The organism is Pseudomonas sp. WHRI 8519 (assembly GCF_040224055.2).
In the GTDB taxonomy this organism is placed as follows: Bacteria; Pseudomonadota; Gammaproteobacteria; order Pseudomonadales; family Pseudomonadaceae; genus Aquipseudomonas; species Aquipseudomonas putida_X.
The window spans coordinates 3,442,715-3,467,552 of record NZ_CP167996.1 but is presented as its reverse complement, the minus strand read 5'-3'; the positions used below and the strand labels follow the sequence as shown (position 1 = coordinate 3,467,552).

The 24,838-nt window shown below is 58.5% G+C and carries 21 protein-coding genes and 1 pseudogene; 10 read left to right on the top strand and 12 right to left on the bottom strand.

From position 1 onward, the window contains the following. Genes ABRP30_RS15795 through ABRP30_RS15785 form a run of 3 tightly spaced genes read left to right on the top strand, consistent with a single transcriptional unit; the run spans nucleotide 1 to nucleotide 2,293 of the window. Nucleotides 1–642, top strand: coding sequence for a carboxymuconolactone decarboxylase family protein (locus ABRP30_RS15795; protein ID WP_349975756.1), 642 nt, complete (start codon nucleotides 1–3; stop codon nucleotides 640–642). Continuing rightward, entirely contained in the window at nucleotides 642–1,529 is an 888-nt protein-coding gene (locus ABRP30_RS15790) for an amidohydrolase family protein (protein ID WP_349975757.1), read from the top strand. Before ABRP30_RS15795 ends, ABRP30_RS15790 begins: the two co-directional genes overlap by 1 nt. Beyond that, nucleotides 1,529–2,293, top strand: a complete 765-nt coding sequence (locus ABRP30_RS15785; RefSeq protein ID WP_349975758.1) for an enoyl-CoA hydratase-related protein — start codon at nucleotides 1,529–1,531, stop codon at nucleotides 2,291–2,293. The genes ABRP30_RS15790 and ABRP30_RS15785 overlap by 1 nt, the downstream gene beginning before the upstream one ends. A 56-nt stretch (nucleotides 2,294–2,349) precedes the next feature. On the opposite strand, the gene ABRP30_RS15780 is transcribed toward ABRP30_RS15785, so the two are convergent. Continuing rightward, a complete protein-coding gene (locus tag ABRP30_RS15780) occupies nucleotides 2,350–3,201 on the bottom strand; it encodes an alpha/beta fold hydrolase (protein WP_267816527.1) in 852 nt (283 codons plus the stop codon). Between the two features lie 86 nt (nucleotides 3,202–3,287). Beyond that, the gene (locus ABRP30_RS15775) at nucleotides 3,288–4,562 is read right to left on the bottom strand and encodes an OprD family outer membrane porin (RefSeq protein WP_267816525.1); all 1,275 of its coding nucleotides are present in this window, start codon (nucleotides 4,560–4,562) and stop codon (nucleotides 3,288–3,290) included. A gap of 198 nt (nucleotides 4,563–4,760) precedes the next feature. Between ABRP30_RS15775 and ABRP30_RS15770 the strand changes: the two genes are divergently transcribed. The 3 genes from ABRP30_RS15770 (at nucleotide 4,761) to ABRP30_RS15760 (ending at nucleotide 7,697) form a co-directional block, all read left to right on the top strand. Then, the gene (locus tag ABRP30_RS15770; protein ID WP_349975883.1) at nucleotides 4,761–6,137 is read left to right on the top strand and encodes an MFS transporter; all 1,377 of its coding nucleotides are present in this window, start codon (nucleotides 4,761–4,763) and stop codon (nucleotides 6,135–6,137) included. A 32-nt stretch (nucleotides 6,138–6,169) separates the two neighbouring features. Continuing rightward, on the top strand, nucleotides 6,170–7,372 hold the full coding sequence (gene pcaF / locus ABRP30_RS15765; protein ID WP_349975759.1) for a 3-oxoadipyl-CoA thiolase: 1,203 nt from the start codon (nucleotides 6,170–6,172) through the stop codon (nucleotides 7,370–7,372). Between the two features lie 160 nt (nucleotides 7,373–7,532). Beyond that, nucleotides 7,533–7,697, top strand: coding sequence for an AraC family ligand binding domain-containing protein (locus ABRP30_RS15760; protein ID WP_349975760.1), 165 nt, complete (start codon nucleotides 7,533–7,535; stop codon nucleotides 7,695–7,697). Between the two features lie 237 nt (nucleotides 7,698–7,934). Here ABRP30_RS15760 and ABRP30_RS15755 read toward each other — a convergent pair. Both ABRP30_RS15755 and ABRP30_RS15750 read right to left on the bottom strand, forming a co-directional pair. Beyond that, nucleotides 7,935–8,396, bottom strand: a pseudogene (locus ABRP30_RS15755) (type II toxin-antitoxin system YhaV family toxin). Further along, nucleotides 8,396–8,713 (bottom strand): type II toxin-antitoxin system PrlF family antitoxin, encoded by a 318-nt coding sequence (locus ABRP30_RS15750; RefSeq protein ID WP_267816519.1) that lies wholly within the window; start codon nucleotides 8,711–8,713, stop codon nucleotides 8,396–8,398. Before ABRP30_RS15750 ends, ABRP30_RS15755 begins: the two are co-directional and overlap by 1 nt. 774 nt (nucleotides 8,714–9,487) lie before the next feature. Here ABRP30_RS15750 and ABRP30_RS15745 point away from each other — a divergent pair. Then, a complete protein-coding gene (locus ABRP30_RS15745; RefSeq protein ID WP_349975761.1) occupies nucleotides 9,488–10,621 on the top strand; it encodes a PepSY domain-containing protein in 1,134 nt (377 codons plus the stop codon). 273 nt (nucleotides 10,622–10,894) lie between these two features. Here ABRP30_RS15745 and ABRP30_RS15740 read toward each other — a convergent pair whose 3' ends face one another. After that, nucleotides 10,895–11,413 carry an RNA polymerase factor sigma-70 gene (locus ABRP30_RS15740; RefSeq protein WP_349975763.1) on the bottom strand — a complete coding sequence of 173 codons (519 nt, stop codon included), beginning with the start codon at nucleotides 11,411–11,413 and terminating at the stop codon, nucleotides 10,895–10,897. Between the two features lie 398 nt (nucleotides 11,414–11,811). On the opposite strand from ABRP30_RS15740, the gene ABRP30_RS15735 reads away from it, so the two are divergent. The 3 genes from ABRP30_RS15735 (at nucleotide 11,812) to ABRP30_RS15725 (ending at nucleotide 16,583) form a co-directional block, all read left to right on the top strand. Continuing rightward, a complete protein-coding gene (locus ABRP30_RS15735) occupies nucleotides 11,812–12,741 on the top strand; it encodes a FecR domain-containing protein (RefSeq protein ID WP_349975764.1) in 930 nt (309 codons plus the stop codon). 348 nt (nucleotides 12,742–13,089) lie between these two features. Further along, a complete protein-coding gene (locus tag ABRP30_RS15730) occupies nucleotides 13,090–15,468 on the top strand; it encodes a TonB-dependent siderophore receptor (RefSeq protein ID WP_349975765.1) in 2,379 nt (792 codons plus the stop codon). A gap of 434 nt (nucleotides 15,469–15,902) precedes the next feature. Next, complete coding sequence (locus ABRP30_RS15725; protein WP_349975766.1) at nucleotides 15,903–16,583, top strand: serine acetyltransferase; 681 nt, start codon at nucleotides 15,903–15,905, stop codon at nucleotides 16,581–16,583. On the opposite strand, the gene pabB is transcribed toward ABRP30_RS15725, so the two are convergent. From pabB to glyA, 7 genes are all read right to left on the bottom strand, one after another. Further along, the gene (pabB, locus tag ABRP30_RS15720) at nucleotides 16,580–17,932 is read right to left on the bottom strand and encodes an aminodeoxychorismate synthase component I (protein ID WP_349975767.1); all 1,353 of its coding nucleotides are present in this window, start codon (nucleotides 17,930–17,932) and stop codon (nucleotides 16,580–16,582) included. The genes ABRP30_RS15725 and pabB overlap by 4 nt on opposite strands. A 17-nt stretch (nucleotides 17,933–17,949) precedes the next feature. Further along, nucleotides 17,950–18,543 carry a 2-amino-4-hydroxy-6-hydroxymethyldihydropteridine diphosphokinase gene (gene folK / locus ABRP30_RS15715; RefSeq protein WP_349975768.1) on the bottom strand — a complete coding sequence of 198 codons (594 nt, stop codon included), beginning with the start codon at nucleotides 18,541–18,543 and terminating at the stop codon, nucleotides 17,950–17,952. 94 nt (nucleotides 18,544–18,637) lie between these two features. Continuing rightward, entirely contained in the window at nucleotides 18,638–19,984 is a 1,347-nt protein-coding gene (locus ABRP30_RS15710) for a gluconate:H+ symporter (protein WP_349975769.1), read from the bottom strand. Between the two features lie 220 nt (nucleotides 19,985–20,204). After that, the gene (gene purU, locus ABRP30_RS15705; protein ID WP_349975770.1) at nucleotides 20,205–21,101 is read right to left on the bottom strand and encodes a formyltetrahydrofolate deformylase; all 897 of its coding nucleotides are present in this window, start codon (nucleotides 21,099–21,101) and stop codon (nucleotides 20,205–20,207) included. Nucleotides 21,102–21,111: 10 nt separating this feature from the next. Then, nucleotides 21,112–22,014: a bifunctional methylenetetrahydrofolate dehydrogenase/methenyltetrahydrofolate cyclohydrolase FolD gene (gene folD / locus ABRP30_RS15700; protein ID WP_349975771.1), complete on the bottom strand. Its 903-nt coding sequence runs from the start codon at nucleotides 22,012–22,014 to the stop codon at nucleotides 21,112–21,114. 106 nt (nucleotides 22,015–22,120) lie between these two features. Further along, a complete protein-coding gene (locus ABRP30_RS15695) occupies nucleotides 22,121–23,446 on the bottom strand; it encodes a D-serine ammonia-lyase (protein ID WP_349975772.1) in 1,326 nt (441 codons plus the stop codon). A 57-nt stretch (nucleotides 23,447–23,503) separates the two neighbouring features. Continuing rightward, nucleotides 23,504–24,775: a serine hydroxymethyltransferase gene (glyA, locus tag ABRP30_RS15690; RefSeq protein WP_349975773.1), complete on the bottom strand. Its 1,272-nt coding sequence runs from the start codon at nucleotides 24,773–24,775 to the stop codon at nucleotides 23,504–23,506. Nucleotides 24,776–24,838 lie beyond the last annotated feature (63 nt).

Below are 24,838 nucleotides of genomic sequence, written 5' to 3'. Positions count from 1 at the left end.
ATGGCCAGAATTCCGTTGTTCGATGCCCGCACCATGTCCGAGGCGCAGGCTGAGGTTTATGAAGCGGTCGTCCGCGGCCCTCGCGGGCGCCTTGTGGGGCCTTTGCGGGCTGCCATGCATAACCCGGTGCTGGCTGACCGCTGGCAGCGCCTGGGGGAAGTACTGCGTTACGACACGGTGTTGCCCAAACGCCTGAGTGAGCTGGCGATCCTGGTGACTGCTCGCCGCTGGAATGGGCAGTTGGAATGGCATATTCACGCCGATGACGCGGCTAAAGCCGGGTTGCAGAGCCAGGTCATCGAGGCGATCGCAGCGGGTGAGGCGCCGGTTTTCGAAGACCCGGAGTCCTGGGACATTTATACCTTCACCCGACAGATGCAGCTTCATGGCGACGTCCAGGAAGATGTGTACGAGCGGATTCATCAGCGCTGGGGGACGGTGGGCGTGGTCGAATTGTCATCGGTGATCGGCTACTACACACTGGTTGCCATGACACTGAACGTGCACCGTATTCCGCTGCCCGATGAGGTCAATTCGCCACTGCACGTGGTAACCGATACCCAGTGCGGTTTACCGCGTCTGACAGAGCCTGCGCCGGCTGTTCTTCAGGCTGGCGCACACCCTGCGATGGGAGAGCGCTGATGGACACGATCGAACCGCGCATGCCTGTGCACACTGCTCGAGGCGTGCCAGCGGGCGCATGTGACGTGCACAGCCACGTATTCGGCCCGCTCGACACCTTTCCCCCTGGCCCGGCCACGTATGCCATCCCGTTGGCGGCGCCTGGGGTTTATCAAAAGATGCTGGACAGCGTCGGACTGGACAGGGGCGTGCTCGTTCAACCGGCACCTTACGGCACCGATACTCGCGCCCTGATCAATGCCCTTGGTGAGCTGGCTGGCCGGGCGCGAGGTATTGCCGTAGCCGATGCGGGCATCAGCGATGCCTCCCTTGATGCTCTGCATCGAGCGGGTGTACGCGGGTTGCGCTTCATTGAGATGCTCGACCCCAGCAGTGGCAAACGCTACGCAGGCAGCATTGGCGTCGATACGCTGCGCCAATTGGCCCCACGCATGCGTGAGCGGGGCTGGCACGCTCATATCTGGGCCAAGGCCCAGGACTGCCCGGGTGTCTTTGAATCGATCAAGGACCTCGACATGCCGATCGTGTTCGATCACATGGGGCAGTTCGATGTGGCGGCAGGTGTCGAAGGGCTGGCCTTCCAGCGCTTTTTGAGCCTGTTCGAAAGTGGCCAGGTCTGGACGAAGCTGTCGCTGTGCCGCGTGTCCCGGCAGTCGCCTGCGTACGACGAGCTGCAGCCATTTCATCAGGCCTTGGTGAACAAGCGGCCAGACAGATTGCTGTGGGGATCTGACTGGCCCTTTGTGCGCATGGCTGAGCAATCGCCGGATGTTGGGCAGTTGCTGGACGTGTTCATGAACTGGGTAGGGGACGATGCACTCATTCGTCAGATTCTGGTGGACAACCCTGCCCATCTTTTCGGTTTCGATAGTGAAGGAAGCGTGTGATGCAAGACTTGAAGCTTGAGATCAACGATGGCGTGGCGGTAGTCACGCTGGACCGTGCGCCGGTGAACGCAATCACCCTGGCCCACTACCAGGCTATCGGCGAATTGTTCACCCGGCTGGGTGATGACCCGGCGGTCAATTGCGTGATTTTTACCGCCGCCGGTGATCGGGCCTTCTGTGCCGGCCTTGATCTGCACGAGTTCCTCGCCGCGACCGTCGATGAAGACCCTGCGCGTGCGGCTGTAGTGCGGCAATGCTTCGCGGCGGTACGCCAGTGTGCAGTGCCGGTGATCGCTGCGGTGAATGGCCCTGCGTTGGGCGCCGGAACGGTCCTTGCGGCGGTTTGTGATATCCGCCTCGCTTCGCAGCGGGCAAAGTTCAGCATGCCGGAGATCAACGTTGGGCGCTGTGGTGGCGGCGCGCACCTTGGGCGTTTGATCGGGCAGGGCAACCTGCGCAAGATGTTCTTTACCGGGTTGCCGATCGATGCAGCAGAGGCGCTGCGCATTGGCTTGGTAGAAGAGGTTCTGGCGCACGAGGACTTGATGTCACGAGCCTTGGAGCTGGCTCGACTGATCGCAAGCAAGAGCCCACTGGGCTTGCGCATGGGCAAGGCATCGCTCAATGAGATCGAGTTCATGCAGGTTGAAGAGGGTTATCAGGTAGAGCAGGGCTACAGTACGCGCCTGATGGCCACAGAGGATGCCCGTGAAGCGACCCGGGCCGTCGTGGAGAAGCGGGCGCCGGTGTTTGTCGGTCGCTGATCAGACGGGGTAAACAAAAGGGAGATCATCGATGATCTCCCTTTTTTTCGTTAACGTTACTCAGGCAACCCATCAGCCCAATCGGCAATGGCATCGGCGGTTTCCAAAGGCTTCTCCGCCGGCAGCGCATGGCTTGCATGGGGGATGACCTTGATTGTCACACGGTCTGCGAATTCCTCTTTGGTTTCCATGCGGGAGCGCTCGGGCCGAAACGGGTCTGCGTCAGCCTGCAAGTCCAGAATCGGAGCGGTCCCGCCTGCCCAATAGCTTTCTTTGGGAGTATTGGCACGTGCCTCACGCTGGCTCAAGGTGACTTGCGGGTGCCACCCCGTAAGCCAGGGGCGGGGATCATTGCCTTCGGCGAAGAACGCCAGGCGCAACGCGGCTAGCTTTTCATCTTGGGACGTTTGCTCGGAGTTGATCCGGGTGATGGCATCTGATAGCTCGCTTGGCCACTGACGCGCACCACCGGCGAGCAGCACGATCCCGCGGACAGCCTGTGGGTGATCGCTGGCGATGGTTTTGGCGATCCACTGCCCGTACGCATGCCCGGCAACGATTGCCGGGCCGCCTTCGGCGGCAATCACTTTGGCGAAGTCATCCCCGAAGTCATGGAAAGTCACGTTTTTCATTGGCCCTTTACTGCCTGCCACACCCCTGGGCTCGGGTAAGACCACGCGATAGCCGCGGCGCACCAGCTGCTCGGCCAATGGGGCGAATTCGGCACTACCTCGGCCAGTGGATGCGAGGATCATCACCAGCGGCCCCTGGCCCTGTACCGAGTACGCGATGGTTGCCTCGGCATTCTGGACTGTACGGTGTGCGATGTTGTCCTGCGACCAGGCGGCAGGAGCGAGCGCTACTGCGCACAAGACGCCCAAGGGCGCGACTAATTTCGACAGTTTCATTGAACAGCTTCCGGTTGTGGAGGACGCCTCTGCAGCCCACCCGACAGAGGGTGGGCCGGAGTGGGGAGAGGGTGGAATGCGCTTGTTTAGAATTTGAAGCTGTAGTCGACGATCAGGCGATCCTGTTCGCTGTTACGCTGGTAATTGCTGCGCATCACGCCATGGCGCCAACGCACGCCGAGGTCTTTGAACGTGCCGCTTTGCACCACGTAGCCGATATCGGTATCGATTTCACGCTCGCGGCCTTCCTGCTGGAACCCCACGACCTGGGCGTCGTCGCTCTTCACATAGCGCACGGTAAGGATCAGCCCGGGAAGGCCTGCAGCAGCGAAGTTGTAGTCATAGCGCGCCAGCCATGAAGCCTGGTTCTGCTTGGCGAAGTTGGTGATCATCATCTCTGTGTGCAGGTAGGTGGCAGTACTCTCCAGCTGAGGGTATGCGCCTTTGCCATCGACTTTCTGATAGCCGGCCTGCAGCGTGTGGCCGTTCCACTCATAGCCGAACAGCCCGCTGTAGACCCAGTTGTCGATAGTGCCGGCGTCGCCGGCGCCAGCTTCCTCTGAAGCAAACAGCCTGACGTCGCTGACGAAGCGCCCCGGCCCCGCCGGGAATTTGCCTTTGATGCCGATGAAGTGTTGGCGATAGACGTCTTCCAGCTCACCGATGTTATAGCTGAGCACTACATCCTTGCTGACTGCGTAGTCTGCTGCGGCATAGTTGAAATCCCGGTTATCGGTGCGTGGGTACTGCCCGTTTGCGTAGGCGATACCGATGCCCTGGTAATCGGTCGAGTCCCGATGACGGGCCCGGTCGAGCTTGCCGGCCCGCAGCGTCAGCCCGGTTATCGAGGTGTTGGTCACCTGGGTGCCGCGGAAATCTTGAGGGAAGAGCCGCGTGGTGCTGGGTTGCAACACGCCCAGGCTCGGGCTGATGGTACCGACCAGCACTTCCGTGTCCTGATAGAGCCTGAGCTTCGCTGTCAGCGCGAGTTTGCTGTATTCGTCCTGGGACTCGCGGGCATAGCTGGGGCGACCCGGGCGGCTCTCGGCGTCGCGCGGTAGAAGACCTGAGCCGCTTCGCTCTGGACTTGAGTCGAGCTTGAAGCCGTACATCAGTGCAGCATCCAGGCCCAGCCCGATGTCGCCCTGCGTGTAGCCGGACTGGAAGCGAAAGGTCAGGCCTTGGGCACTTTCCTCAACGCGGTTCTGGCCGCTGCCGTCGCGGTAATCGTTCTGGAAGTAGAAAGTTCTGGAATCGACCGAGGTCTTGCTGTCATCGAGAAAAGCGGCTTGTACGCCTGATGAAACGGCGAAGGTGAGCGTGGTCAGCGTCAGCAGCTGCCGGTTCAGGTTTGTTGTCATTGTTACCTGTCCTATGTGGGGGCATTTCTGTCAGCTGACATTGAGTCAGCCCGCCACAATTACCGGCGAGGACGGCCTAAAAGTCAATAGGCTATAAAAATGACCTATTGACTTTTAGGTCGTCCAGCGGTCTCATGTGGCCACAGCAAGCGCCCAGGGCTTGGCTGATAGCCGTACACTGAGCGGCACGCTCATGTGATGGCAAAACCGATAACAACAACAGGGCAACCCACAATGATCACAGCGCGCGAAAGTGCAGATGCCGTCCAGGCTTTCACCGACGAACAGTTCGCCCAGCGGACGTTCGCTCGTGTGAAATGGAAGATCCTGCCACTGCTCATGATCTGCTACGTCTTGGCACTGATTGACCGGAACGTCATCGGCTTTGCCAAGCTCGGCTTCATGACTGACCTTGGTTTCGGCGAGATGGTGTACGGCATTGGTGCCGGCATCTTCTTTGTCGGCTACATCCTTTTCGAGATCCCCAGCAACCTGATGCTGCAGCGCATCGGTTTCCGCAAGACGGTGCTGCGCATCATGATCATGTGGGGTATCGCCTGTGCGGCATTCTCGATGATGCAAAGTGAGACCATGTTCTACATCCTGCGCTTCGCGCTGGGTGTGGCCGAAGCGGGATTCTTCCCGGGTGTGTTGCTGTTCCTGACGCTTTGGGTTCCGCGTAACCGTCGAGCGAGCGTAACGGCGATGTTCATGGCTGCGATCCCTATTTCAGGCATGATCGGTGGCCCGCTGGCGGGCGGCATCATGCAGCACATGGACGGTTTGTTTGGCCTGAAGGGATGGCAGATTCTGTTTCTGGTCGCCGGTCTGCCGGCCTGCGTGATGGGCGTCGGCACCTACCTGCTGCTGGACAACTCGCCCAAAGAAGCCAAGTGGCTTTCCGAGCAAGAGCGCAAGGTCATCCTCGACGAGTTGGCGGCAGATGACACCAGCAACGCCAATGAACACCATTCCCTCTGGGGCGCGCTCCGGGACAAGCGTGTGTATGTTTTGGCCTTCACCGCGCTGGCCGTTTTCAGTGGCGCGGTTGCAGCTGCTTTCTGGGTGCCGACCATCATTCGTAAAACTGGCATTACCGACCTTTTCCATGTTGGTCTGCTGTCGGCGCTTCCTTTCATGGTCGGCGTGATCGCTCAGTATCTTGTAGGCAAGCATTCGGACAAGGTCATGGAGCGCCGCTGGCATGTTGCGGTCTGCTTGAGTATCTCGGCGCTAGGCTGGTTGACCCTGGCCATCCTGCAACCCAGCACAACCGTCTCGGTCATTCTGCTTATTATCGCCACCGCATCGGTTCTGGGTGCGACCGGTCCGTTCTGGACATTGCCCGGCAGCCTGCTCACCGGTAAGGCAGCAGCAGGTAGCATCGCTTTGGTCACCACGCTGGCCGGTGTCGGTAACGTGTTCATGCCGGCGCTGGTGGGCGCTTTGATCGATGTTACCGGCAGCATGGCCGCATCCCAGGCCGCCTATGGCGTGCTGATGCTGACCGGCGCCGCAACGATCCTGCTGGGTACCCCGGCTGAAGCCGGCAAGCCAGTCGTCAAAGCCAACTGATTCGATTCAAGATCTGCACAGGAACGACACACATGCGTGATGTTTTCATTTGCGATGCGGTCCGTACGCCAATCGGGCGTTTTGCTGGTGCCTTGGCGGGCGTGCGCACGGATGACTTGGCCGCTGTTCCTCTTAAAGCGTTGATCGAACGCAACCCTGGGGTCGACCCGAAGGCCATTGACGAAGTGTTCCTGGGCTGTGCTAACCAGGCGGGCGAGGACAATCGTAATGTTGCGCGTATGGCCGCGCTGCTGGCCGGGTTGCCGGAATCTGTGGCGGGGGTGACGTTGAATCGCCTGTGTGCCTCAGGGCTCGACGCTGTTGGCACTGCCTACCGGGCGATTGCTTGCGGCGAGATGGAGCTGGCAATCGCGGGTGGCGTCGAGTCCATGTCCAGAGCACCTTTTGTGATGGGGAAGGCTGAGGCCGCTTTTTCTCGTGCGCTGAGCATCGAGGACACCACCATTGGCTGGCGCTTCGTCAACCCGGTCATGGCAGAGCAGTATGGCGTCGACAGCATGCCCCAGACCGCGGACAACGTTGCCGCGCACTACGGTATTTCCCGTGAAGACCAGGATGCCTTTTCCAGCCGTAGCCAGGCACGCGCGGCGCAGGCCCAGCTCAGTGGTTTCTTCGCAGAAGAAATCGTCCCTGTAGTCGTTCGCCACCGCAAGGGCGAGCGGATCGTCGCACAGGACGAGCACCCACGCCCGGAAACCACCGTGCAGACGCTCTCGGCGTTGAAGCCGGTCAACGGGCCAGGCAACACCGTGACCGCAGGCAATGCATCGGGTGTGAACGATGGCGCTGCCGCCATGTTCATTGCCAGCGCAGCTGCGGTCGAGCGCCACGGCCTCACCCCACGAGCACGCGTGCTGGGCATGGCCAGCGCGGGGGTTGCGCCACGGGTCATGGGTATCGGGCCTGTGCCTGCCGTGCAGAAACTGCTTGCCCGACTTGAACTCGAAATTGGCGACTTCGATGTCGTAGAGCTCAACGAGGCGTTCGCCAGCCAAAGCCTCGCGGTGGCCAGGGCATTGAACATTGCCGACGATGCCTTGCAGCTGAACCCGCATGGCGGCGCTATCGCTCTCGGTCACCCACTGGGCATGAGCGGTGCACGGCTGGTGATGACCGCCATACACGCCCTGGAAAAGCAGGGCGGCCGACGCGGCCTGGCAACGATGTGCGTAGGGGTCGGCCAGGGCCTGGCACTGGCCTTCGAGCGCGTCTGATGCGATACCTCGAGCCAGGCTTTGCTTGAAGGAAGCCCGCGAGCTCGCCCGGCGGACAGCCCGATTTATCGTTGCTGGCGATGAAGTACCAGGTTTGGTACGAAAAGTAAGGTCATCCAAGATTGTGGGCGCTTGCTTGCCCCGCAAGGGCACTCGCGGCATGGAAGCGTTAGGAATGGACTATGGGCACGGTGAGGTGGTGGCCAACCACTGCCACGCCGATGATCAGCTGATCTACGCCGCCAGAGGTGTGATGCGAGTGAGCAGCGACGGCGGCAGGTGGGTGATCTCCTACGGCCACGCGCTGTGGGTTCCAGCGGGGTAAGCCTGGAGATCCGTATGGGAGGCGATGTCTCCCTGCGCACCTGCTGAGCTCGCAGGTCGACCCCTGCCAGATGACCGTGGTGTCCGGCTTGTTGCGCGAGCTGGAAACGGCGCAGCGGATCAACGCGTTCGTAGCGGTGCCACACCCCGCGAGACTGCGTGCTTGGTGTGAACACTTCTTCGATGAACCCGTGCAGGACCTCACACTCGACAGTCAGGCCAGACTTTTTGCGGCAATCTATGGGTTGGCCTCTTCCCAATCGCTTCGCGTTGCAGTAATCAGCGCATCCCAGTCATCAGCAGGGTTGTCGCGGCCCAGCATCTTCTCGAATACGGCTTAGGGATCGGATTTACTGCCTGCGGAGCGTAGCGTGTTTTCGTCTTTGACCCCTGCATAGACGATGACTTTGGACCTTGAGTCATAGCGAAAGAATAGCCGAAAGCGCCTGCCGATTTTTGCACGGCGCCAATGTCGGTAGGCGGTGCCCAGCGTATTGCCTTGGCGGAACTCATCACGGCCCGGATCGGCAGGCACAGCCTCCAGGATCAGATGGCTCAATGCCCGAAACAGCTTCACGTTGGCGTTGCTTTCAAAACCTTGCGGGTCGTTCTGCTCGGCCCGGGCGGCGGCTTCTTGCAATTTGCGTAGCTGTAAAATCACACCTTCATGGAACAACAGTGTCCAGCCATGTCGCAGCATCAGAGCGCGACCTCACCATCGATATCTTCGTCCAGGTTTACGGAGTGGTTTGCGTTGGCGAGCATGGTGTGCGCCAAGTCTTCCGGCAGGGTGGTGAGGTTGCGTCCGCTTCGGATATCAGCCTCTAGCAAACCCAGGAATGCACCGATGGCAGGGTCTTCGTGGGTGGTCTCTACGCGGCTGACCACGATTTCGCCCCCGCGTACGTCGAATGCGATCTTGCCTCCAGTGTCTATGCCCAAAAGCTGGCGAACGGATTTGGGCAGTGTGATCTGCCCCTTCGAGGTTAGCGTTGCGATTTCGTGGATGGCAGGCATGTGCGTTCTCCCGGATGTATTTATTGGAGGGTAAGGAATAATCCTTACTTGGTCAATCTTGGTTTTCTGCTGACCAAGCATAAGCAGAGTGAAAGCTCGGAAGCACATCCGGATGAGTTACACCACCTCCTGGGACACGATCCAGTAAATGTCACGAAGCATTGGGCGCGACAGACGCTGCGATCGCGCAAACGGAGGCAGCGCTTGAGTCGTGCCAGGCAGGCAAGTATAGGGATGCGTTGTCGGGGAGGTTGGAAGAGCTGAAACGGCGAGCAAGTACCCACTGACCGAGGACTTAGAATTGCCTCGGGCCATTCTCAAACGGCTGCATTTGTCCGATTTCTGCCGATGGACACAGGCAGCAATCGGCCGACTTCAGGCGGTCTAGGACAAAGCCCTAGAGGCTGTCAGGGTCGCCAAAAAACATTTGGACAGGGCTCTAGGGCGGTATTTCTTTGGTGAAGAAGGAGAAATGTACCCCCAGAAATACCCTCTGATACCCGCAGCAGGATGCGCGATCGAGAATGGCGATTTTTGACAGCTGTCGAGGTGGCGCATACAAGACTTCAGTGTATCTCCATGGCGGGTGGCCTGGAGCAGGGTGGGGCTGCATTCGTATGGGGCCGTTTGTCACGAACGGCAGCTATCGACCCATAGCTGCCGTTGGGGGCGTTCCATAATCACCGCTTGCCTCAGGATCAACTGGCGCCCTGTATGGACGGGCAGTACCCTGCACACTTCGTTAACATATGGAATGCCGAAGGATCACTGCGAATGACCCGCCAAGCCCTCAAGTTCTGGTATCTGGTGCACAAGTGGACAAGCTTGGTCTGCACCATGTTCCTGCTCCTGTTGTGCCTGACTGGCATGCCGCTGATCTTCCACGAGGAAATCGAGGCGGTCTTCGATTCGCACCCGGCGCCCAAGGCGCTGCCCGTCGGTGCGCGAGCCATCGATTACGACAAGGTCATCGCCGGGGCGCTCGCTGCGCGCCCAGACGAGGTGGTGCGGTTTGTCGGGCTGGATCCGGACGACACCTACGGTGCGGTGTTCACTGGAAAGACCTTGATACCGCCGCCGCTGGACGGCCATGTGCACTTGTTCGACAAGCGCAGCGGCGACCTGTTTGCCCCCGAGGCGCCCGAAACTGGATTCATGGATGTGGTGCTACGCCTGCATACCGATCTGTTCATCGGGCTACCTGGCTATTTGCTGCTGGGTACGATGGGGATATTGCTGGTGGCTTCGCTGGTGTCGGGCGTGATTGTCTACACGCCGTTCATGCGCAAGCTGGAATTCGCCACCGTGCGCACCGGCCGCAGCCGCCGGCTGCAATGGCTCGATCTGCACAATGTATTGGGCATGGTAACGCTGGTATGGGTGATGGTGGTGGGCGTGACTGGGGTTATCAATACCCTGGCGCTGCCTATCGTGGGGCTCTGGCAGAACGGTCAATTGGCCGAGATGACTGCGCCATACAAGAACGCGCCGCCGCTGAAAACACTCGGCTCGCTGCACGCGGCGCTAGAGACGGCGCGGGCCGCAGCACCTGAACTGGAGCCAGTTTTCGTCGCGTTTCCCGGCACCCTGTTCAGCAGCCAGCACCATTATGCGGTGTTCATGCGTGGCAAAACCCCGGTGAGTTCGAAGCTGCTCAAGCCAGCATTGATCGACGCCCAGACCGGGCAACTGACCGACATGCGTGACATGCCGCTGTATGTGCGTGCGCTGCTGATCTCGCAACCGCTGCATTTCGGTGATTACGGACGTTTGCCATTGAAGTTCGTATGGGCGGTGCTCGATATGATCGCCATCGTGGTCTTGAGCAGCGGCGTTTACCTGTGGTGGGGGCGCCGTCGTTTGGTGCCGGGAGCCGAACCGGTAGTAGAGCATGAGGCAAAGGCATGAGGCGCGGGCTATGGATGATCTTTCGCTGGCCGCTGCTGATCGGCCTGGCGGCAGTGTTGGGGGTGTTGTCGGCATTGCTGGGCGATGGGGTTTACGACGTCGTGTCTTGGCTCGCACTGGGGTTGCCGCTGATAATCGTTGGCGCAGTTCGGATGTGGCGTCAAAAACGCCTTAAACATCGATCGCCTAAAGCTCAGCGCGTTCCTTTCTAGCATCCTGCCGTACGAAGGGTTCTATGAGCGGCCCTCGTGTTCGCTTCTGATATCGTGATAATTACAGCGCCTTCTCCCGGCAATGCTGCAATGCATCGCGGATCATTGCATTTACCAGCGATGGCGACACGTCGAGGATCTTGGCGATCTCCCGTTGCGTCATGCCATGGATCCTGCACATCTCAAAAGCCTTGCGGGTGCGCTCGGGCAGGTCGGCAAGGGCTCCGGAGACGCGTTCCAGCACTTGCTGATCCGATACCAGTGCCTCTGGGGTTTCACCGAATATAACCGGCGATTCGCTGCTGTCGGCGTCGCTGCACATCAGCCGTTCTTCGAACTGGCGTCGGCGGTAATGATCGATCGACAGGTTGCGCACTACCCGCGTGAGGTAGGACGCCTGGGAGTGGATTTGCTCCTCTCCGGCAGCATCGTCCACTTTCATGAATGCCTCGTGAACGATGTCCTCAGCATGACTGCGGCAGCCAATGATCTTCGCGGCAAGCCCGATCAGGCGTGAACGCTGTTCAGAGAACACGTCAAGCAATGTGGGCCCACTCTGGGCTGCACCGTGTTTCTGCATGAGGCACCTGATCCATTCGTGAAGTCTGGTAGCAAGGTCGGAGAATCTAGTATTACTAAGAATTGTTTGCAACAACTCTCAACTTCTCGCCTGCACAATCTTATAAACGGACAGGGGCAAGTCTCCGGAAAATATTTCGTACTTATTCATGGTCAAGAATCGCACTTAGACATCAGTGCAAGGCGCGGACAAGCGACCAGAACAGGTCATCAGATGAGCATGGTGGCTGCGGCGGCGCCTTGGCAGGCGGAGCGACTACGCCATGTCCGGGTTGATTCTTAAATACGCAGAGTGGGTCCGCAGGCACAAGGCGGTCACATGGAGTAAGCTTGACGAAATTTCTTCACCGTCAACCGTACATGCCAACCCCTTCCCAAGCCCGAAAGACACCCATCGAAATGGCCGCCGACTGGTGCGTGCGCTTGCATCTTGATGAGTGCACCGATGCCGACCGCGCCGAGTTCTTGCGCTGGCACGATGCCGACCCGGTGCATGCCCAGGAATACCGAAAGATGTGTCGTGTATGGCAGGTCAGCGAGCAGTTGCCACCGCGTCACTCCACGCCGATGGCGTCGTCTGCCCGCCGACGCCGGCCAGCCGCGTGGGTGGCGCGGGCCGCGGTTTTGCTGCTGGCCGTGGGAGGTGTCTGGGCGGCAGGCTGGTCCTGGGGTGTACTGCCGGGCAGTGTGCATTACTACATTGCCGAGGAAAGTCGGCGCCAGGTGCGGTTGCCGGACCACAGCGAGGTGGAGCTGAACCGCCGCACTGGCCTGTTGTACCTGGGCTATCGCGACCAGCGCGAGGTGCTGCTGCACGACGGAGAGGCCTACTTCGATGTGCGCCGCGACCTCGACAAGCCCTTCATGATCAGCACTGACAACGCCCACGTGCGGGTCACTGGCACCCATTTCAATGTATGGACCGCTGAGGCACAGACCATCGTTACAGTCACCGAGGGTAACGTTCTGGTGTCTCGTACCGACGGCGGCGAGGGGCGTAACCAGGGGGCTGATCTCACTGCAGGCATGCAGGCGGTGGTGCGCCATGGGCGCACGCCGCAGTTGGGGCGCACCGACCCGACCCGTGCGCAGGCCTGGCGCAACGGCAAGCTGGTACTGGACGACATCAGCCTGCGCGATGCCTTGCCGCAGATCAATCGTTACCTCGATGTACCGCTGCAGCTAGACCCCAGCAGCCCGGCCGGCGAGCTGCGCTTCGGTGGCATCTACGACACCGGTGACCTTGTCCAGTTGGTTGATGCCCTGCCACGGGTGCTGCCGGTGAAATTGCGCCGAGGTGACGGCGTGATCATGATTTCGTCGCGCTGATCTCCTCGGTTGCGGCGTTCGTTCCTGCCAACCAGTCATGGTGTTCCTTCAAACGTCCTCTTCTGACACTTGCGAGTCTCTTGCTATAGCCCTGACAGCAATCTCGGAAAATTTCTGAACAAAAAAAAACCTCATTCGTCATCTAGGCAAGACCCGCCTAGAGCCCACGACGATGAGCACTCATGAATGGACCCAAGTGCGGCAGCCCCCAGCCTGTCGCTTCGCAGCCCAGCGCTGCTGCCTGGGTGAGCGCTGCCGCTGGAACGCTGCGTGGCCTGTCCTGGCCGGGCGCCAGAACCCCATCAACATGCCAACATAACCATAATCATCAGGATCATCAGGATCATCATGAGCGCCTTCTTGTTGAATCACACAGCACACCGGCTGCGCCGTTGTATCGCCGCCGCCACGCTGGGGCTGACCATTACTGCCGCGTTGCCGGCGCAGGCAAAGCCCGTGCAAATCGACATTCCAGCCAAACCTCTGGCTTCAGCGTTGTCGGACCTTGGTAGCCAGGCCAACCTGCAGATCGTCTACAACCAGGACACAGTCTCGGGCCTGCGCAGCAGCGGCGTGTCGGGGCAGATGGAGCCGGAGCAGGCCCTGCGCCAGCTGCTGCAGGGCACCTCGATCGCCTACAGCATCGAAGGCAACCACGTAACCTTGCAGGGCAGCAGTGATGACGCGGCGAGGTTACTGCCGAGCACCAGCATTCTTGGCCAAGCCTATAGTTCGGTTACTCCGGACGACGGTTATGTGGCCAAGCGTGCCTCGGCCGGCACCAAGACCGACACGCCGATCCTCGAGACGCCCTATTCGGTGTCGGTGGTGACCCGTGAACAGATCCAGACCCAGCAGCCCAAGACGGTGGCCCAGGCTTTGCGCTATTCGCCAGGCATCAACGCCGAGCTGGCTGGCCCACAGTTCGTGACCGATCAGCTCACCATCCGCGGCTTCCAGCAGGGCACTGGGCGCATGTTACGCGATGGCACCCGCACGTTCCTGCCGGACTTCCTCGGTTGGGATGCCCCCGAGCCTTACGGCCTGGAGCGTATCGAAGTGCTGCGCGGGGCCAGCTCGGTGTTGTATGGCGCCTCCGACCCCGGTGGCCAGATCAACCTGGTGAGCAAGCGTCCGACTACCGAGCCGCTGCGTCAGGTGCAGTTGCAGGCGGGCAACCACGACTACAAACAGGCAGCCTTCGACCTGGGTGACAAGCTGGACGAGGAGGGCGTGTGGAGCTACCGGCTGACCGGCCTGTTCCGCGAGGCCGATGCCCAGGCCGACCACATCACCAACCGTCGCGAATACCTGGCTCCGGCCATCAGCTTCCGGCCCAACGCCGACACCGAGCTGACCGTGCTGGCCGAGTACCAGAAACAGACCGGCAACTTCGCCAACCCGCTGCCCGCTCAGGGCACCGTGTTCCATGACCCACGTGGCCGTCTGGACCGTGACACCTACGTCGGTGACAGTGCCTACGACTTCATGACCAACGAGAAGACGTCGCTGGGCTACGTGTTCGAGCACCATCTGGACGAGGTCTGGACCCTGCGCCAGAACGTGCGCTACAGCGACTACCGCCAGTCCAGCGCGGAAATCGCTCTGCTCATGCCGGTGGGCAACGAGTACATGCGCTACGCCGACGAGCGCAAGGGCGACGGCCGCTTGTTCACCATGGACAACCAGGTGCAGGCTAACTTCGCCACCGGCGCCGTGGAGCACACCTTGTTGACCGGCGTGGACTACAACAACGGCAAATTCGACCAGGACCAGGCGCTTAACCTGCTCAACGGCACCTTCGATGTGTTCAACCCGGTCTACGGCCAGCCACTGAGCTTCATTCCGTTCAACCGCGCGAGCTACGAGCAAAGGCTTTCGCAGACAGGTGGGTACCTGCAGGACCAATTAAAGGTGGATAACTGGGTATTCCTGCTCGGGGGGCGCTACGATTGGGCCAGCAACCAGAAAGATGACCGCGACCCGCAGACCCAGAAGGATGAGAAGTTCAGCGGCCGTGCAGGCATCGTCTATCTATTCGAGAACGGCATCGCCCCGTATGCCAGCTACAGCGAGTCGTTCCTGCCAGTCATGGGTATGACGGCTGACAACTCACAGCTCGCCCCCGAGATCGGCAAGCAGTACGAAATAGGTGTGAAGTACGAGCCGCCAGGCTCCAACAGCCTGTACACCCTGGCGGTCTTCGACCTGACCAAACAGAACGCCACCGAAAACATCAACGGCTTCTCCCGCCAGGAAGGCGAGGTGCGCTCCCAAGGCGTGGAGTTAGAGGGCAAGACCGAAATTGCCAAAGGCTTCAATGTGATCGGCAGCTACACCTGGAACGATGTTGAGGTGACCAAATCGGAGGCCGGAAACAAGGGCAACACGCCATTCCGCATTCCCGAGCACATGGCCTCGATCTGGGGTGACTACACCTTCCAGGGCGGCCTAATGGAAGGAATGCGCCTGGGCGCCGGCGCTCGCTACGTTGGCAGCACCTATGGCGATACAGCCAACAGCTTCAAGGTTGACAGCTATACCGTGGTTGACGCGTTGGTGGCCTACAGTCTGGGCAAGGTGGACAAGTCGCTGGACGGGCTGGAGGTGTCGTTGAATGCTACCAACCTGTTCGACGAGGACTACGTGGCAGGGTGCTTCAGCAACGTAGGTTGCCAATATGGGCAGCAGCGCACTGTGTACGGGACCGTTACCTACAACTGGTAAATCCGTTGCCACCAAAGCGTGCACCTCTGCAGCAGCGATCTTGTGTGGCGATAGGCCGAGCAGCAGCCCCACTATCATGCGTGAATGCACATATAGTGAGGCCGCTTTGCGGCTTTCGCTGCACAAGGTCGCGAAAGTACCCAATTCATTTCCACTCGATGTCCGCTATGGGTCGATAGCGGTCAGTCGCGAGCGGCAGCTTACGACCCAGACTGGTCAGATGAAAATCCTGCCAGGCTACGCATAACTCTCAGGCCGGTCGAAGAACATTTTGGCAGGTCTCCAGGACGCAACTTTGGGTTTGTAGAAGTAGCCATGTACCTTCACTTAATTCTTCTTAAGTAGTACGTTAGAAAACATTATCTATATTGTGCTGGAGCAATACCCTCACCTTAAACCATCATGCGCCAACTCTTCGACATTGATGAGGCACCATGAGCAAGGTATGGCGTACGCTTAGGCAGCAGGCTGAGCAGTTTGCAGGCTGGAATCCCGTTATGCGTTGGAACGTGGAGTATCGCGTTCTTGAACATGACTGCTTCGAGGCAGCCTTGGGCGCCAACCTTGGTTTCAGTCTGAGGCATTTGGGCGGTGACAAGCTTCATGCCTGGCTCACCGCGTTGCTTCGGTCTGAGCCGGTCATCGCCACGCAGTCCGCGGCGGACATCGATCGCTTCGTGAAAGATGACCCTTCCTGTGTCGACCTGTATGTCGCGTTGTCTTCGTGCTCGGGCTTCCAGGCATTGCAGCTCTATCGCATCAGCCACATGCTCTGGCTCAATGGCGAGCACCATAACGCCATGATGTTGAAGAACTGGGGGGCTCAGGTGTGGGGTATTGATATTCATCCCGGCGCACAGATTGGAAAGGGGGTCGTCCTTCGTCATGGGCAGGGGCTTGTGATTGATGACGGCGTGGTAATTGAGGATGAAGTTACCTTATGGCATGCAGTCAGTATTCTTCGCAGCCCTGTAGGGGCGTGCAAAAGCCCGGTTCTGAAAAGGGGAGTTACTATTCATGCACAGTCGGTACTGTGTGGGGAGGTGACAGTCAAGAAGGGCATTACCCTGCCTGAGTGCACCCTGTTCACAGAATCCGTTGCCCATGTGAGCTAGGCGGATTGCCGCAGGAAATAGCGCTCAAGGCACTTCAGCAGGTTTCGGATCTTCGTCACGGATTCCTGGTACTCACTCCGTGCGGTCGATTCGGCCACAATCCCTCCGCCACCCCAGCAACTGACTGTCCCATGGCTGGCGAGCACGGTGCGGATAGTGATGGAACTGTCCATATGGCCGGCTCTGTCGAGGTAGAACATGGCGCCGCAGTAGATACTGCGTTCACTCGCTTCCAGTTCATCGATGATTTGCATGGCACGTTTCTTCGGTGCTCCGGTGATTGACCCACCCGGGAATGCATCGAACAACAGATCTATTGGATCTCTGCCCTCTGCCAGTAGGCCCTGGATGCTGCTGACCAAGTGATGAACGTTTGGGTATGACTCAATGCTGAAAAGCTCGGGAACGATAACTGAGCCGAATCTGCAGTTTTTCCCGATATCGTTGCGAAGCAGGTCAACGATCATCAGGTTTTCCGACCTGTCCTTGTCGCTGGCTGCGAGTTTGTCTGCGTAGTGCTGATCTTCAGCTCTCGTCCGACCTCTGGGCATGGTGCCTTTGATAGGCCGAGTCTCAACCCTCCCTTCGCGGCACTGAATGAAGCGCTCAGGGGAAAAGCTCATGATTGCGTCATGCCCCCCTAGGTTGATGTAGCCACCGAAAGGGGGTGCGCAGTGGTTGCGCAGAGCCAGATAGGCACTCCATGGATTGCCCGAACAGCTGGTGGAAAACCTCTGTGTGAAATTTACCTGGTAGCAGTCACCTGCAGCGATGTAGTCCTGGATGCAGGAGATCGCATTTTTATAAGTGTCATAGGTGATGGTCGGCGCGAATCGGGCGTGGAGCGTGAAGGGCTCATCCTTTTTCGTCGCAGTGCTCGACTGAAACAGCGAAATGATGCGTCGGCGCTCCTGATGCTTTACAGCCGGATTGAAGATCAGCCTGGATTGGCGCACTTCATGATCTGAAACCAGGGCCCAGGTATACAGGCCGATGCGGGCAGTGGGAATCTGTCCGTCGCTCGCGGTCTGTAACCCCAGCATTGTGCGGCCCAAGTCATAACCGAGATACCCCATGAGCCCGCCTGTGAACGGCAGCGCCTCATCCGGTTGCCTGCCTTCCAGACCTTTGAGTGCTGAGCGCAAACGCTCTGCAAATGTTCCTGCTGGCTCATCTTGGTATGGCTGGAAGCTTCTTGCCGGCCAGGCGCTCATCAGGTCGTAACGGCCTCGTTGGGAGGTGGGGCGACCCGAGTCGAACAGGATTGCGCCAGGTGCATTGCGGATCGCTGCAAAGAAGACAGTGGGATCTGCGAAGTAGGGGAGAGGATGAACGTGAAAAGGCAGCATGCAGGGCTCCAGCACGTTCAGTGCGTATGTGTTGTCAGCGGGGTTTTCTCGTAAGCTGCGCTCTGGCACGGATCGCCAGGACGTTGAAATCCGCCGGCTTGACTTGCAAGACGAAACGAGCTGACGCCGAAGGGGTGACGGACAGACGACAACTGCGGACCAGGCCGCAACTGACGCCACAGTTCGGCGAAGGAGACGCCCAGCCTTGGGTGCTTGAGGTGTGGGGCGATTTGTTGCAGCGGATAGAGCACGAATGCCCGGTCAAGCATTTCTGTCCTGGGCAGCTCTATGCCTTCATGGAGGCCCGTGAGTTCATCGAACAGCAGGATATCGATATCAAGTGGAATGAGGCGTTGAGCGCGGCCGGTACGCCCGTGAACAAGCTCGATGTCTTTTATCCATGCCTGGAGTTCCGCCAGGCTGAGGTCGGTGCCGCCACCGACAACCAAGTTGTAAAACGGGCATTGTCGAGGATCGATCGAGACGCTTTCATAAACCGGCGAACGGCGAAGACAGCTAATGTGTTCTTCAAGCATCTGCAAGGCCATCTCAATGTGGATTTCCCGCTCTACATTGCTGCCGAGGCCAAGATAAACGTGATGTGCAGGCATGGGTTGGATTCACACGTTCTCGCCTGTTTGACGCCTATTCCATTTGGCGTCAAACAGGTTGGGGGAGGGCGCCGTCAATGGCGTTCAGCTTCTGTCAACCTACGAAGTAGTTCAGCAGCAGCGTGGTTAGCAGGGCGACGATGGAGGCAACCACAGTGCCTCCGGTGAATTTCTTCAACGCTTCCGATAGGGAGACGTTCAAGTACTCTTTCACTACCCAGAATGCCGAGTCCGTAACGTGAGCCCAGCCAATTGAACCTGCTCCGATCGCGATCACCAGGATCTCTGGCTTCAGGTGGGGGTCCGCTGCCAGCATCGGGTTGATCATGCTTGCAGCACTGACCATGGCGACGGTGGCTGAGCCCACGGCGAAGTGCATCAACCAGGCAATGAACCAGGCCAGGATGATCAGGTTTATGTCTGTGCCGGCCAGCATGTTCGAGATGGCCTTGCCGACGCCGCTCTCGATCAGTACTGCGTTGAAGGCGCCGCCGGCACCGATCACGAAGATGATGTTCGCCAGAGCCGGGAAGCTGCGCTGAGTGATTTCCAGTAGCTGCTGCATCGTGCGGCCTTGCCGCACTCCAAGCGACCAATAGGCGAAAGCCACCGAGATCATCAGTGCGGTGAGTGGGTTACCTACAAACTGCGCCACGTGCTGCACCAGAGAGTCCGCTGGCAGTCCAGCCGCAGCGGTTTTAAAGACCATCAGAATAAGTGGTAATGCAATTGTGAGCAGGGTTATGCCGATGCCAGGGAGCGTTCGTTCAGCAGTCAGGTGCTTGCCGTGCGATTCAAGGAAGGTCTGCTGCTTTTCACTGGCGTTTTTGCTGCAAAACAGGCTGACCCAGATCGGCCCGGCAATGATCATGGTCGGAACGCCAACCAGAAGGCCATAAAGGATTACAGTGCCAACATCGGCATTTAGCATGCCGGTGATCGCCATCGCGGCTGGGTGAGGGGGCAGGATGCAGTGAATGGTCATCAGGGAGATGGCCAGGGGGATCCCGAGGAACATCAGGTTGATCTTCGTTTCGCGGGCAACGACGTAGACCAATGGGATGAGCAGTACGAACCCTACTTCGAAGAATACCGGTATGCCCGCGATCGCACCGACGATGGCCATGACCCAGTGGGCTCGTGTAGATCCCAGATTATCAAGCAGCGTCTTGGCCAGCCGCTCGGCTCCGCCAGACTCTTCAAGCATTTTGCCCAAGATCCCGCCAAGCCCGATGATGGCGATCAAGAACCCGAGGGTTCCGCCGATCCCGGCCTCCAGAGATTTCACGATTTGCGTGGCCGGCATACCGGATCCGAAGCCGACAACGAAGCACGCAATGATCAATGCCAGGAACGCGTGAAGTCGTACTTTCATGATCAAGAAAATGATCAGTGCAATCGAGGAGAAAAGTACTCCTAACAGCCAAGTTGTATCTTGCATTTCTATGCCTCGCACCTTGTTTTCTTTATTTGTGCAGCTATAAATGAGATGGATAAAGTGCCGAAGCTTTATTGAGTGGGCATGCTGTAATTCAACTTGATGGTCTTGAATAGTAAGAATACCCCCTTGGATTGATGCCCAAGAGGGTACGAGTCACCTACACCACTGTTTGATCAAACACGTAGATGCCATGGAGAAATGAGCGCGAGCCGCGATCATCTCAACCGATAGACTCAGACGAATACGAGTCAGGCGAGGGTGGGAACACGACCGTCTTCTTCTCGTTCATGAATACACGGCCATGGACGTAGGCGTGGATTGCACGAGCCAGCACCTGGCTTTCGACGTCACGACCCAGGGATACATAGTCCTCCGGGCTTTGCGCGTGGGTGATCCGGACGATGTCCTGCTCAATGATCGGGCCTTCGTCGAGGTCGGCGGTGACAAAGTGCGATGTGGCACCAATCAGTTTCACCCCACGCTCGAAGGCTTGTTTGTAGGGACTGCCGCCCTTGAAAGACGGGAGGAACGAGTGGTGGATGTTGATGATACGGCCCGACATCTGCTGGCACATCTCATCGGACAGAATCTGCATGTAGCGCGCAAGCACGATCAGCTCGGCGCCGGTCTCGCGCACGATGCGCATCTGTGCGGCTTCGGCTTCGGTCTTGTTCTCCTGGGTCACTTTGATGTGGTGATAAGGAATGCCATGGCTTTCGACCACTTTTTGGAAATCCAAGTGGTTGGAGATCACACCGACAATGTCGATTGGCAGGGCGCCGACGCCCCAGCGGTACAGCAGATCGTTCAGGCAGTGGCCGAAGCGGGAAACCATCAGGATGACTTTGCGCTTGGCGCGCTCATCAAAGAACTCGAACGCCATCTTGTATTTTTCAACAAGAGGCTGGAACTCGTTCTTCAGGTCTTCCAGCGACTGACCTTCTTCTGGGCGGAAGGTGATCCGCATGAAGTAGTGGTTAGTGCTTTCGTCGTCGAATTGGGCACTGTCGCGGATGTTGCAGCCGCGAGAGGACAAGAAACTGGTTATATCAGCGGTGACGCCACGGATCGAAGGGCAAGTTACCCGCAGTACGTAGTTGTTTTTAGTCTTGGTCATTCGAATCACCTTAAACGGCAACAGCTTCTTTTTTAGTTACGATTTTGTGCTGACGCTTGAACGCGGTCACAGTGTTTGCCAGCAGGCAAGCAATGGTCATTGGGCCTACTCCCCCAGGGACCGGAGTGATCGCTGACGCGTGGCCCGCCTCGTCGTAGGCCACGTCGCCGACAATGCGCGAGCGACCGTCACGCTCAATGCGGTTGATACCCACGTCGATCACGACCGCGCCTGGCTTGATCCAATCGCCCTTGACCATCTCTGGTCGACCCACTGCCACCACCAGAATGTCGGCGGTGCGGCAAAGGGCCGGAACGTCGAGGGTCTTCGAGTGCGCGACGGTAACAGTGCAGTTTTCAGCCATGAGCAACTGCGCCATAGGTTTGCCGACAATGTTGGACTTGCCGACAACCACGGCATTCATTCCTGCAAGGCTGCCCAGGCGGTCTTTGAGCATCATCAGGCAGCCCAATGGGGTGCAGGGCACCAGGGCGTCCTGGCCTGTCGCGAGGCGGCCAGCATTGAGGATGTGGAAGCCGTCTACATCCTTGTCTGGTTCAATCGCGTTGATGACTGCGTTGGTGTCCAGGTGAGCTGGCAGCGGCAACTGCACCAAGATGCCGTTTACTTCCGATGCGACATTCAGCTCCGCCAATAGCGCCATCAGTTCGGCTTGAGTGGTATCAGCAGGTAGCTTATGGACAAATGACTGCATACCCATGGCGAGTGTCTGGCGATGTTTAGCACTCACATAGACGCCACTTGCCGGATCTTCACCCACCAGAACAACAGCCAGTCCAGGGGTAAGACCAGTTTGTTCTTTGATGTCGGTTACATCATCTGTCAGTTTTTCGACGAGACTAGCCGCAAAGCTCTTACCGTCGATACGGTCGGCCAAGAATTGGTTACTCATGGAACTATCACCTCAACGTCATTGACTGGCGTAATTGGTTTCTTAGGCGCTATGTTTCTGAAAAGAGGAGATATGAGGGAACATATCCCCTGGGATTGCGTTGGTCTTATTTGACCAGAGAAGCTCCGCGCGCCATGAATTCCTTGAATTGCTCTTCAGGAACGAAAGCACCACCCGTAGTCCAAACGACGTGTGTTGCCTGAGCAAGTTTATTACTCAGTCCATGAGCTTTTTGATAAGCGCGACCCTGATCGCTGTTCACGATAAATTCAGGGCCGGCAAAACCTGCGGTTGCCGATGGCTCAAGACGGATTTCCTGGGTGGTTTGAGCCATCCAGAGCCAGCGGAACAGATCATCGTCGTCGACTGTGAAAACACCTGAAAGCATGGGCTTCATAACGTCGGCAACGAACTCCGACATGCGAGCCACCGCCATACCATCGGCCTCAGTGCGATTTGTCAGGCCTACATCGTAGACCGACACCAATTCCTTGGAACCGCTCATCATGTGTACGAGCGCACATGGGGACTGCACGGGTTCGACGAAGAATGCGTGCGCCGCGTTGCCAAAGATTGCTTTCAAACCATAGGCAACCCCACCTGGCGCCCCGCCGATGCCGCATGGCAGATAGATGAACAGCGGATGGTCTTCATCGATGGTGACGCCCTGATCCTTCAACTGCGCAGCCAACTCGCTGGCTGCGGCGCTGTAGCCGAAGAAGAGCATCTGCGAACGCTCGTCATCCACGAAGTAGATGGTGGGATCCGCCTCGGCATCAATGCGAGCGTGTTCGACAGCTGTGGTGTAGTCAGCCTTGTGCTGTACGACCTCTACACCCATGCGAGTGAGGCGATCAACTTTCCATTGCTTGGCGTCCGAAGACATGTGCACGACGGCGCGAAAGCCCAAGGCACGAGCAGCGATACCAACACTGAGCCCCAGATTGCCCGTGCTGCCCACGGCGATCGTGTGTTGAGCGAAGAGGGCGCGGGCCTGTTCTCCCGCCAGAACAGTGATGTCACCGCCAGGAGTCAGGATGCCGCGTTTTTCAGCCATCTTCTTGGCGTACATGAAAACTTCGTAAACGCCGCCACGTGCTTTGATGGAGCCCGCGACAGGTAAATCGCCGTCAGCTTTCACGAACACTCGACCGTACTGCGAGGTGCTGTAACCCAGGGCACCGCGAAGGTCTTCGGCTTCGATCAGTTTGGACTGGATCCGGCCTTTCGATGCTTTGAGTTCGGGGAAGCAGGTCTCCAGCAGTGGAGCCAGCATTTGCCAATTTTCTTCGGCTTCTTTGACCTGAGAAGACCGGATCGGCAGCGACGGATCAGCGATGCCATTGGCTTTCAGGCTCGGGTTCAGCCAAAGCGCGGGTCGGCCAGCCAATACATCGTCACGCGCTGGATCATTGGGAAGTTGAACGCTCATTTTTATTTTCCTACAGCGTGGGGGCAAGCGGGTGAAACGCACCCGCCACAAACCCCTTTAGGCATAGATTGGGAAGTCAGCAACGAGTTTGGCAACAGCTGCGCGGCTCTTCTCGATAACAGCAGTGCGAGCGGCTTCGTTGGCGTCCTGGGCATCGAAAATATCTGCGATCAGATTGCCGATGACTTCGAACTCTTTGGTACCGAAACCGCGCGTGGTACCCGCCGAGGAACCCAGGCGCAGGCCCTTCCACTCTGATGGTTTGGCGCTATCGAACGGAATCGGGTTTTTGTTCGAGGTGATGTTGATTTCCGACAGTGCGTCTTGGGACTGCTGGCCGGTCAGGTTTTTGGACGAAACGTCTACCAGAACAACATGAGTATCAGTGCCACCACTGACGATGCGGACGCCACGCTTGTGCAGAACTTCTGCAAGCAGGCGAGCGTTGGCTTTGACGTTTGCACCATAGGTCTTGAATTCATCGCTCAGGGCCTCGCCGAGGCAAACAGCTTTACCGGCGATGGTTGCCAGGTGAGCACTGCCTTGCACGCCTGGGAACACCGCTGGCTGAATTTTCTTGAACAGATCTTCGCGGTTGGTCATGACCAAGCCGCCGCGAGCACCACGCAGGGTTTTGGTGGTGGTGCAGGTCACGATGTCTGCGTGTGGAATTGGCGAAGGGTGTACGCCGGCAGCGACCAAGCCAGCGAAGTGAGCCATGTCCACTAAGTAAGTAGCGCCAACCTTGTCGGCGATTTCCCGCATACGTGGGAAGTTAATTTCACGTGGGTAGGACGAGCCGCCCGAGATGATGAGCTTCGGCTTGTACTCCAAGGCCAGGGCTTCGACGTTGTCGTAATCGATACGACCGGTTTCGCGATCCACACCATACGACACGATGGTGAACCAACGTCCGGATTGGTTCGGCTTGGCGCCGTGGCTCAGGTGGCCGCCTGAGGCCAGATCCAGGCTCAGTACGGTGTCGCCTGGCTGCAGCAGGGCAAAGAACACGGCCTGGTTGGCTTGAGTGCCGGAGTGAGGTTGAACGTTCACGAAACCGCAGCCGAACAGCTCTTTGGCGCGATCAATTGCGGCCTGTTCAACAACGTCAGCGAAATCAGCGCCGCCGTGGAAGCGCTTGCCTGGGTAGCCTTCAACGGTCTTGTTGGTGATGACCGAGCCGATGGCTTCCAGAGAGGCCAAGCTTACCGAGTTCTCGGAGGCGATCAGTTCGATCTGGCCTTGCTGACGTTTTTTCTCGTCCTGGAGCGCCTTGAAGATAAGCGGGTCGCGTTCAGCAAGGTTGTCGTTTAAGTAGGAGTGGGTCATTCCGGCGGTACCTTTCTTGGGGTTTTTTTCAAACCTATACCATGTCCAGGATCAAAAAAAGCG

Bases quoted from the DNA above. Each gene is read 5' to 3' on its own strand.
- ABRP30_RS15790 (WP_349975757.1), top strand. From the start codon at position 642: ATGGACACGATCGAACCGCGCATGCCTGTGCACACTGCTCGAGGCGTG.
- glyA (WP_349975773.1), bottom strand. From the start codon at position 24,775: ATGACCCACTCCTACTTAAACGACAACCTTGCTGAACGCGACCCGCTT.
- ABRP30_RS15735 (WP_349975764.1), top strand. From the start codon at position 11,812: ATGGCCGCCGACTGGTGCGTGCGCTTGCATCTTGATGAGTGCACCGAT.
- ABRP30_RS15750 (WP_267816519.1), bottom strand. From the start codon at position 8,713: ATGCCTGCCATCCACGAAATCGCAACGCTAACCTCGAAGGGGCAGATC.
- ABRP30_RS15740 (WP_349975763.1), bottom strand. From the start codon at position 11,413: ATGCAGAAACACGGTGCAGCCCAGAGTGGGCCCACATTGCTTGACGTG.
- ABRP30_RS15725 (WP_349975766.1), top strand. From the start codon at position 15,903: ATGAGCAAGGTATGGCGTACGCTTAGGCAGCAGGCTGAGCAGTTTGCA.
- pcaF (WP_349975759.1), top strand. From the start codon at position 6,170: ATGCGTGATGTTTTCATTTGCGATGCGGTCCGTACGCCAATCGGGCGT.
- ABRP30_RS15780 (WP_267816527.1), bottom strand. From the start codon at position 3,201: ATGAAACTGTCGAAATTAGTCGCGCCCTTGGGCGTCTTGTGCGCAGTA.
- ABRP30_RS15785 (WP_349975758.1), top strand. From the start codon at position 1,529: ATGCAAGACTTGAAGCTTGAGATCAACGATGGCGTGGCGGTAGTCACG.
- ABRP30_RS15770 (WP_349975883.1), top strand. From the start codon at position 4,761: ATGGCAAAACCGATAACAACAACAGGGCAACCCACAATGATCACAGCG.
- ABRP30_RS15745 (WP_349975761.1), top strand. From the start codon at position 9,488: ATGACCCGCCAAGCCCTCAAGTTCTGGTATCTGGTGCACAAGTGGACA.
- ABRP30_RS15795 (WP_349975756.1), top strand. From the start codon at position 1: ATGGCCAGAATTCCGTTGTTCGATGCCCGCACCATGTCCGAGGCGCAG.
- ABRP30_RS15695 (WP_349975772.1), bottom strand. From the start codon at position 23,446: ATGAGCGTTCAACTTCCCAATGATCCAGCGCGTGACGATGTATTGGCT.
- ABRP30_RS15775 (WP_267816525.1), bottom strand. From the start codon at position 4,562: ATGACAACAAACCTGAACCGGCAGCTGCTGACGCTGACCACGCTCACC.
- ABRP30_RS15730 (WP_349975765.1), top strand. From the start codon at position 13,090: ATGAGCGCCTTCTTGTTGAATCACACAGCACACCGGCTGCGCCGTTGT.
- purU (WP_349975770.1), bottom strand. From the start codon at position 21,101: ATGACCAAGACTAAAAACAACTACGTACTGCGGGTAACTTGCCCTTCG.
- ABRP30_RS15710 (WP_349975769.1), bottom strand. From the start codon at position 19,984: ATGCAAGATACAACTTGGCTGTTAGGAGTACTTTTCTCCTCGATTGCA.
- folD (WP_349975771.1), bottom strand. From the start codon at position 22,014: ATGAGTAACCAATTCTTGGCCGACCGTATCGACGGTAAGAGCTTTGCG.
- pabB (WP_349975767.1), bottom strand. From the start codon at position 17,932: ATGCTGCCTTTTCACGTTCATCCTCTCCCCTACTTCGCAGATCCCACT.
- folK (WP_349975768.1), bottom strand. From the start codon at position 18,543: ATGCCTGCACATCACGTTTATCTTGGCCTCGGCAGCAATGTAGAGCGG.
- ABRP30_RS15760 (WP_349975760.1), top strand. From the start codon at position 7,533: ATGGAAGCGTTAGGAATGGACTATGGGCACGGTGAGGTGGTGGCCAAC.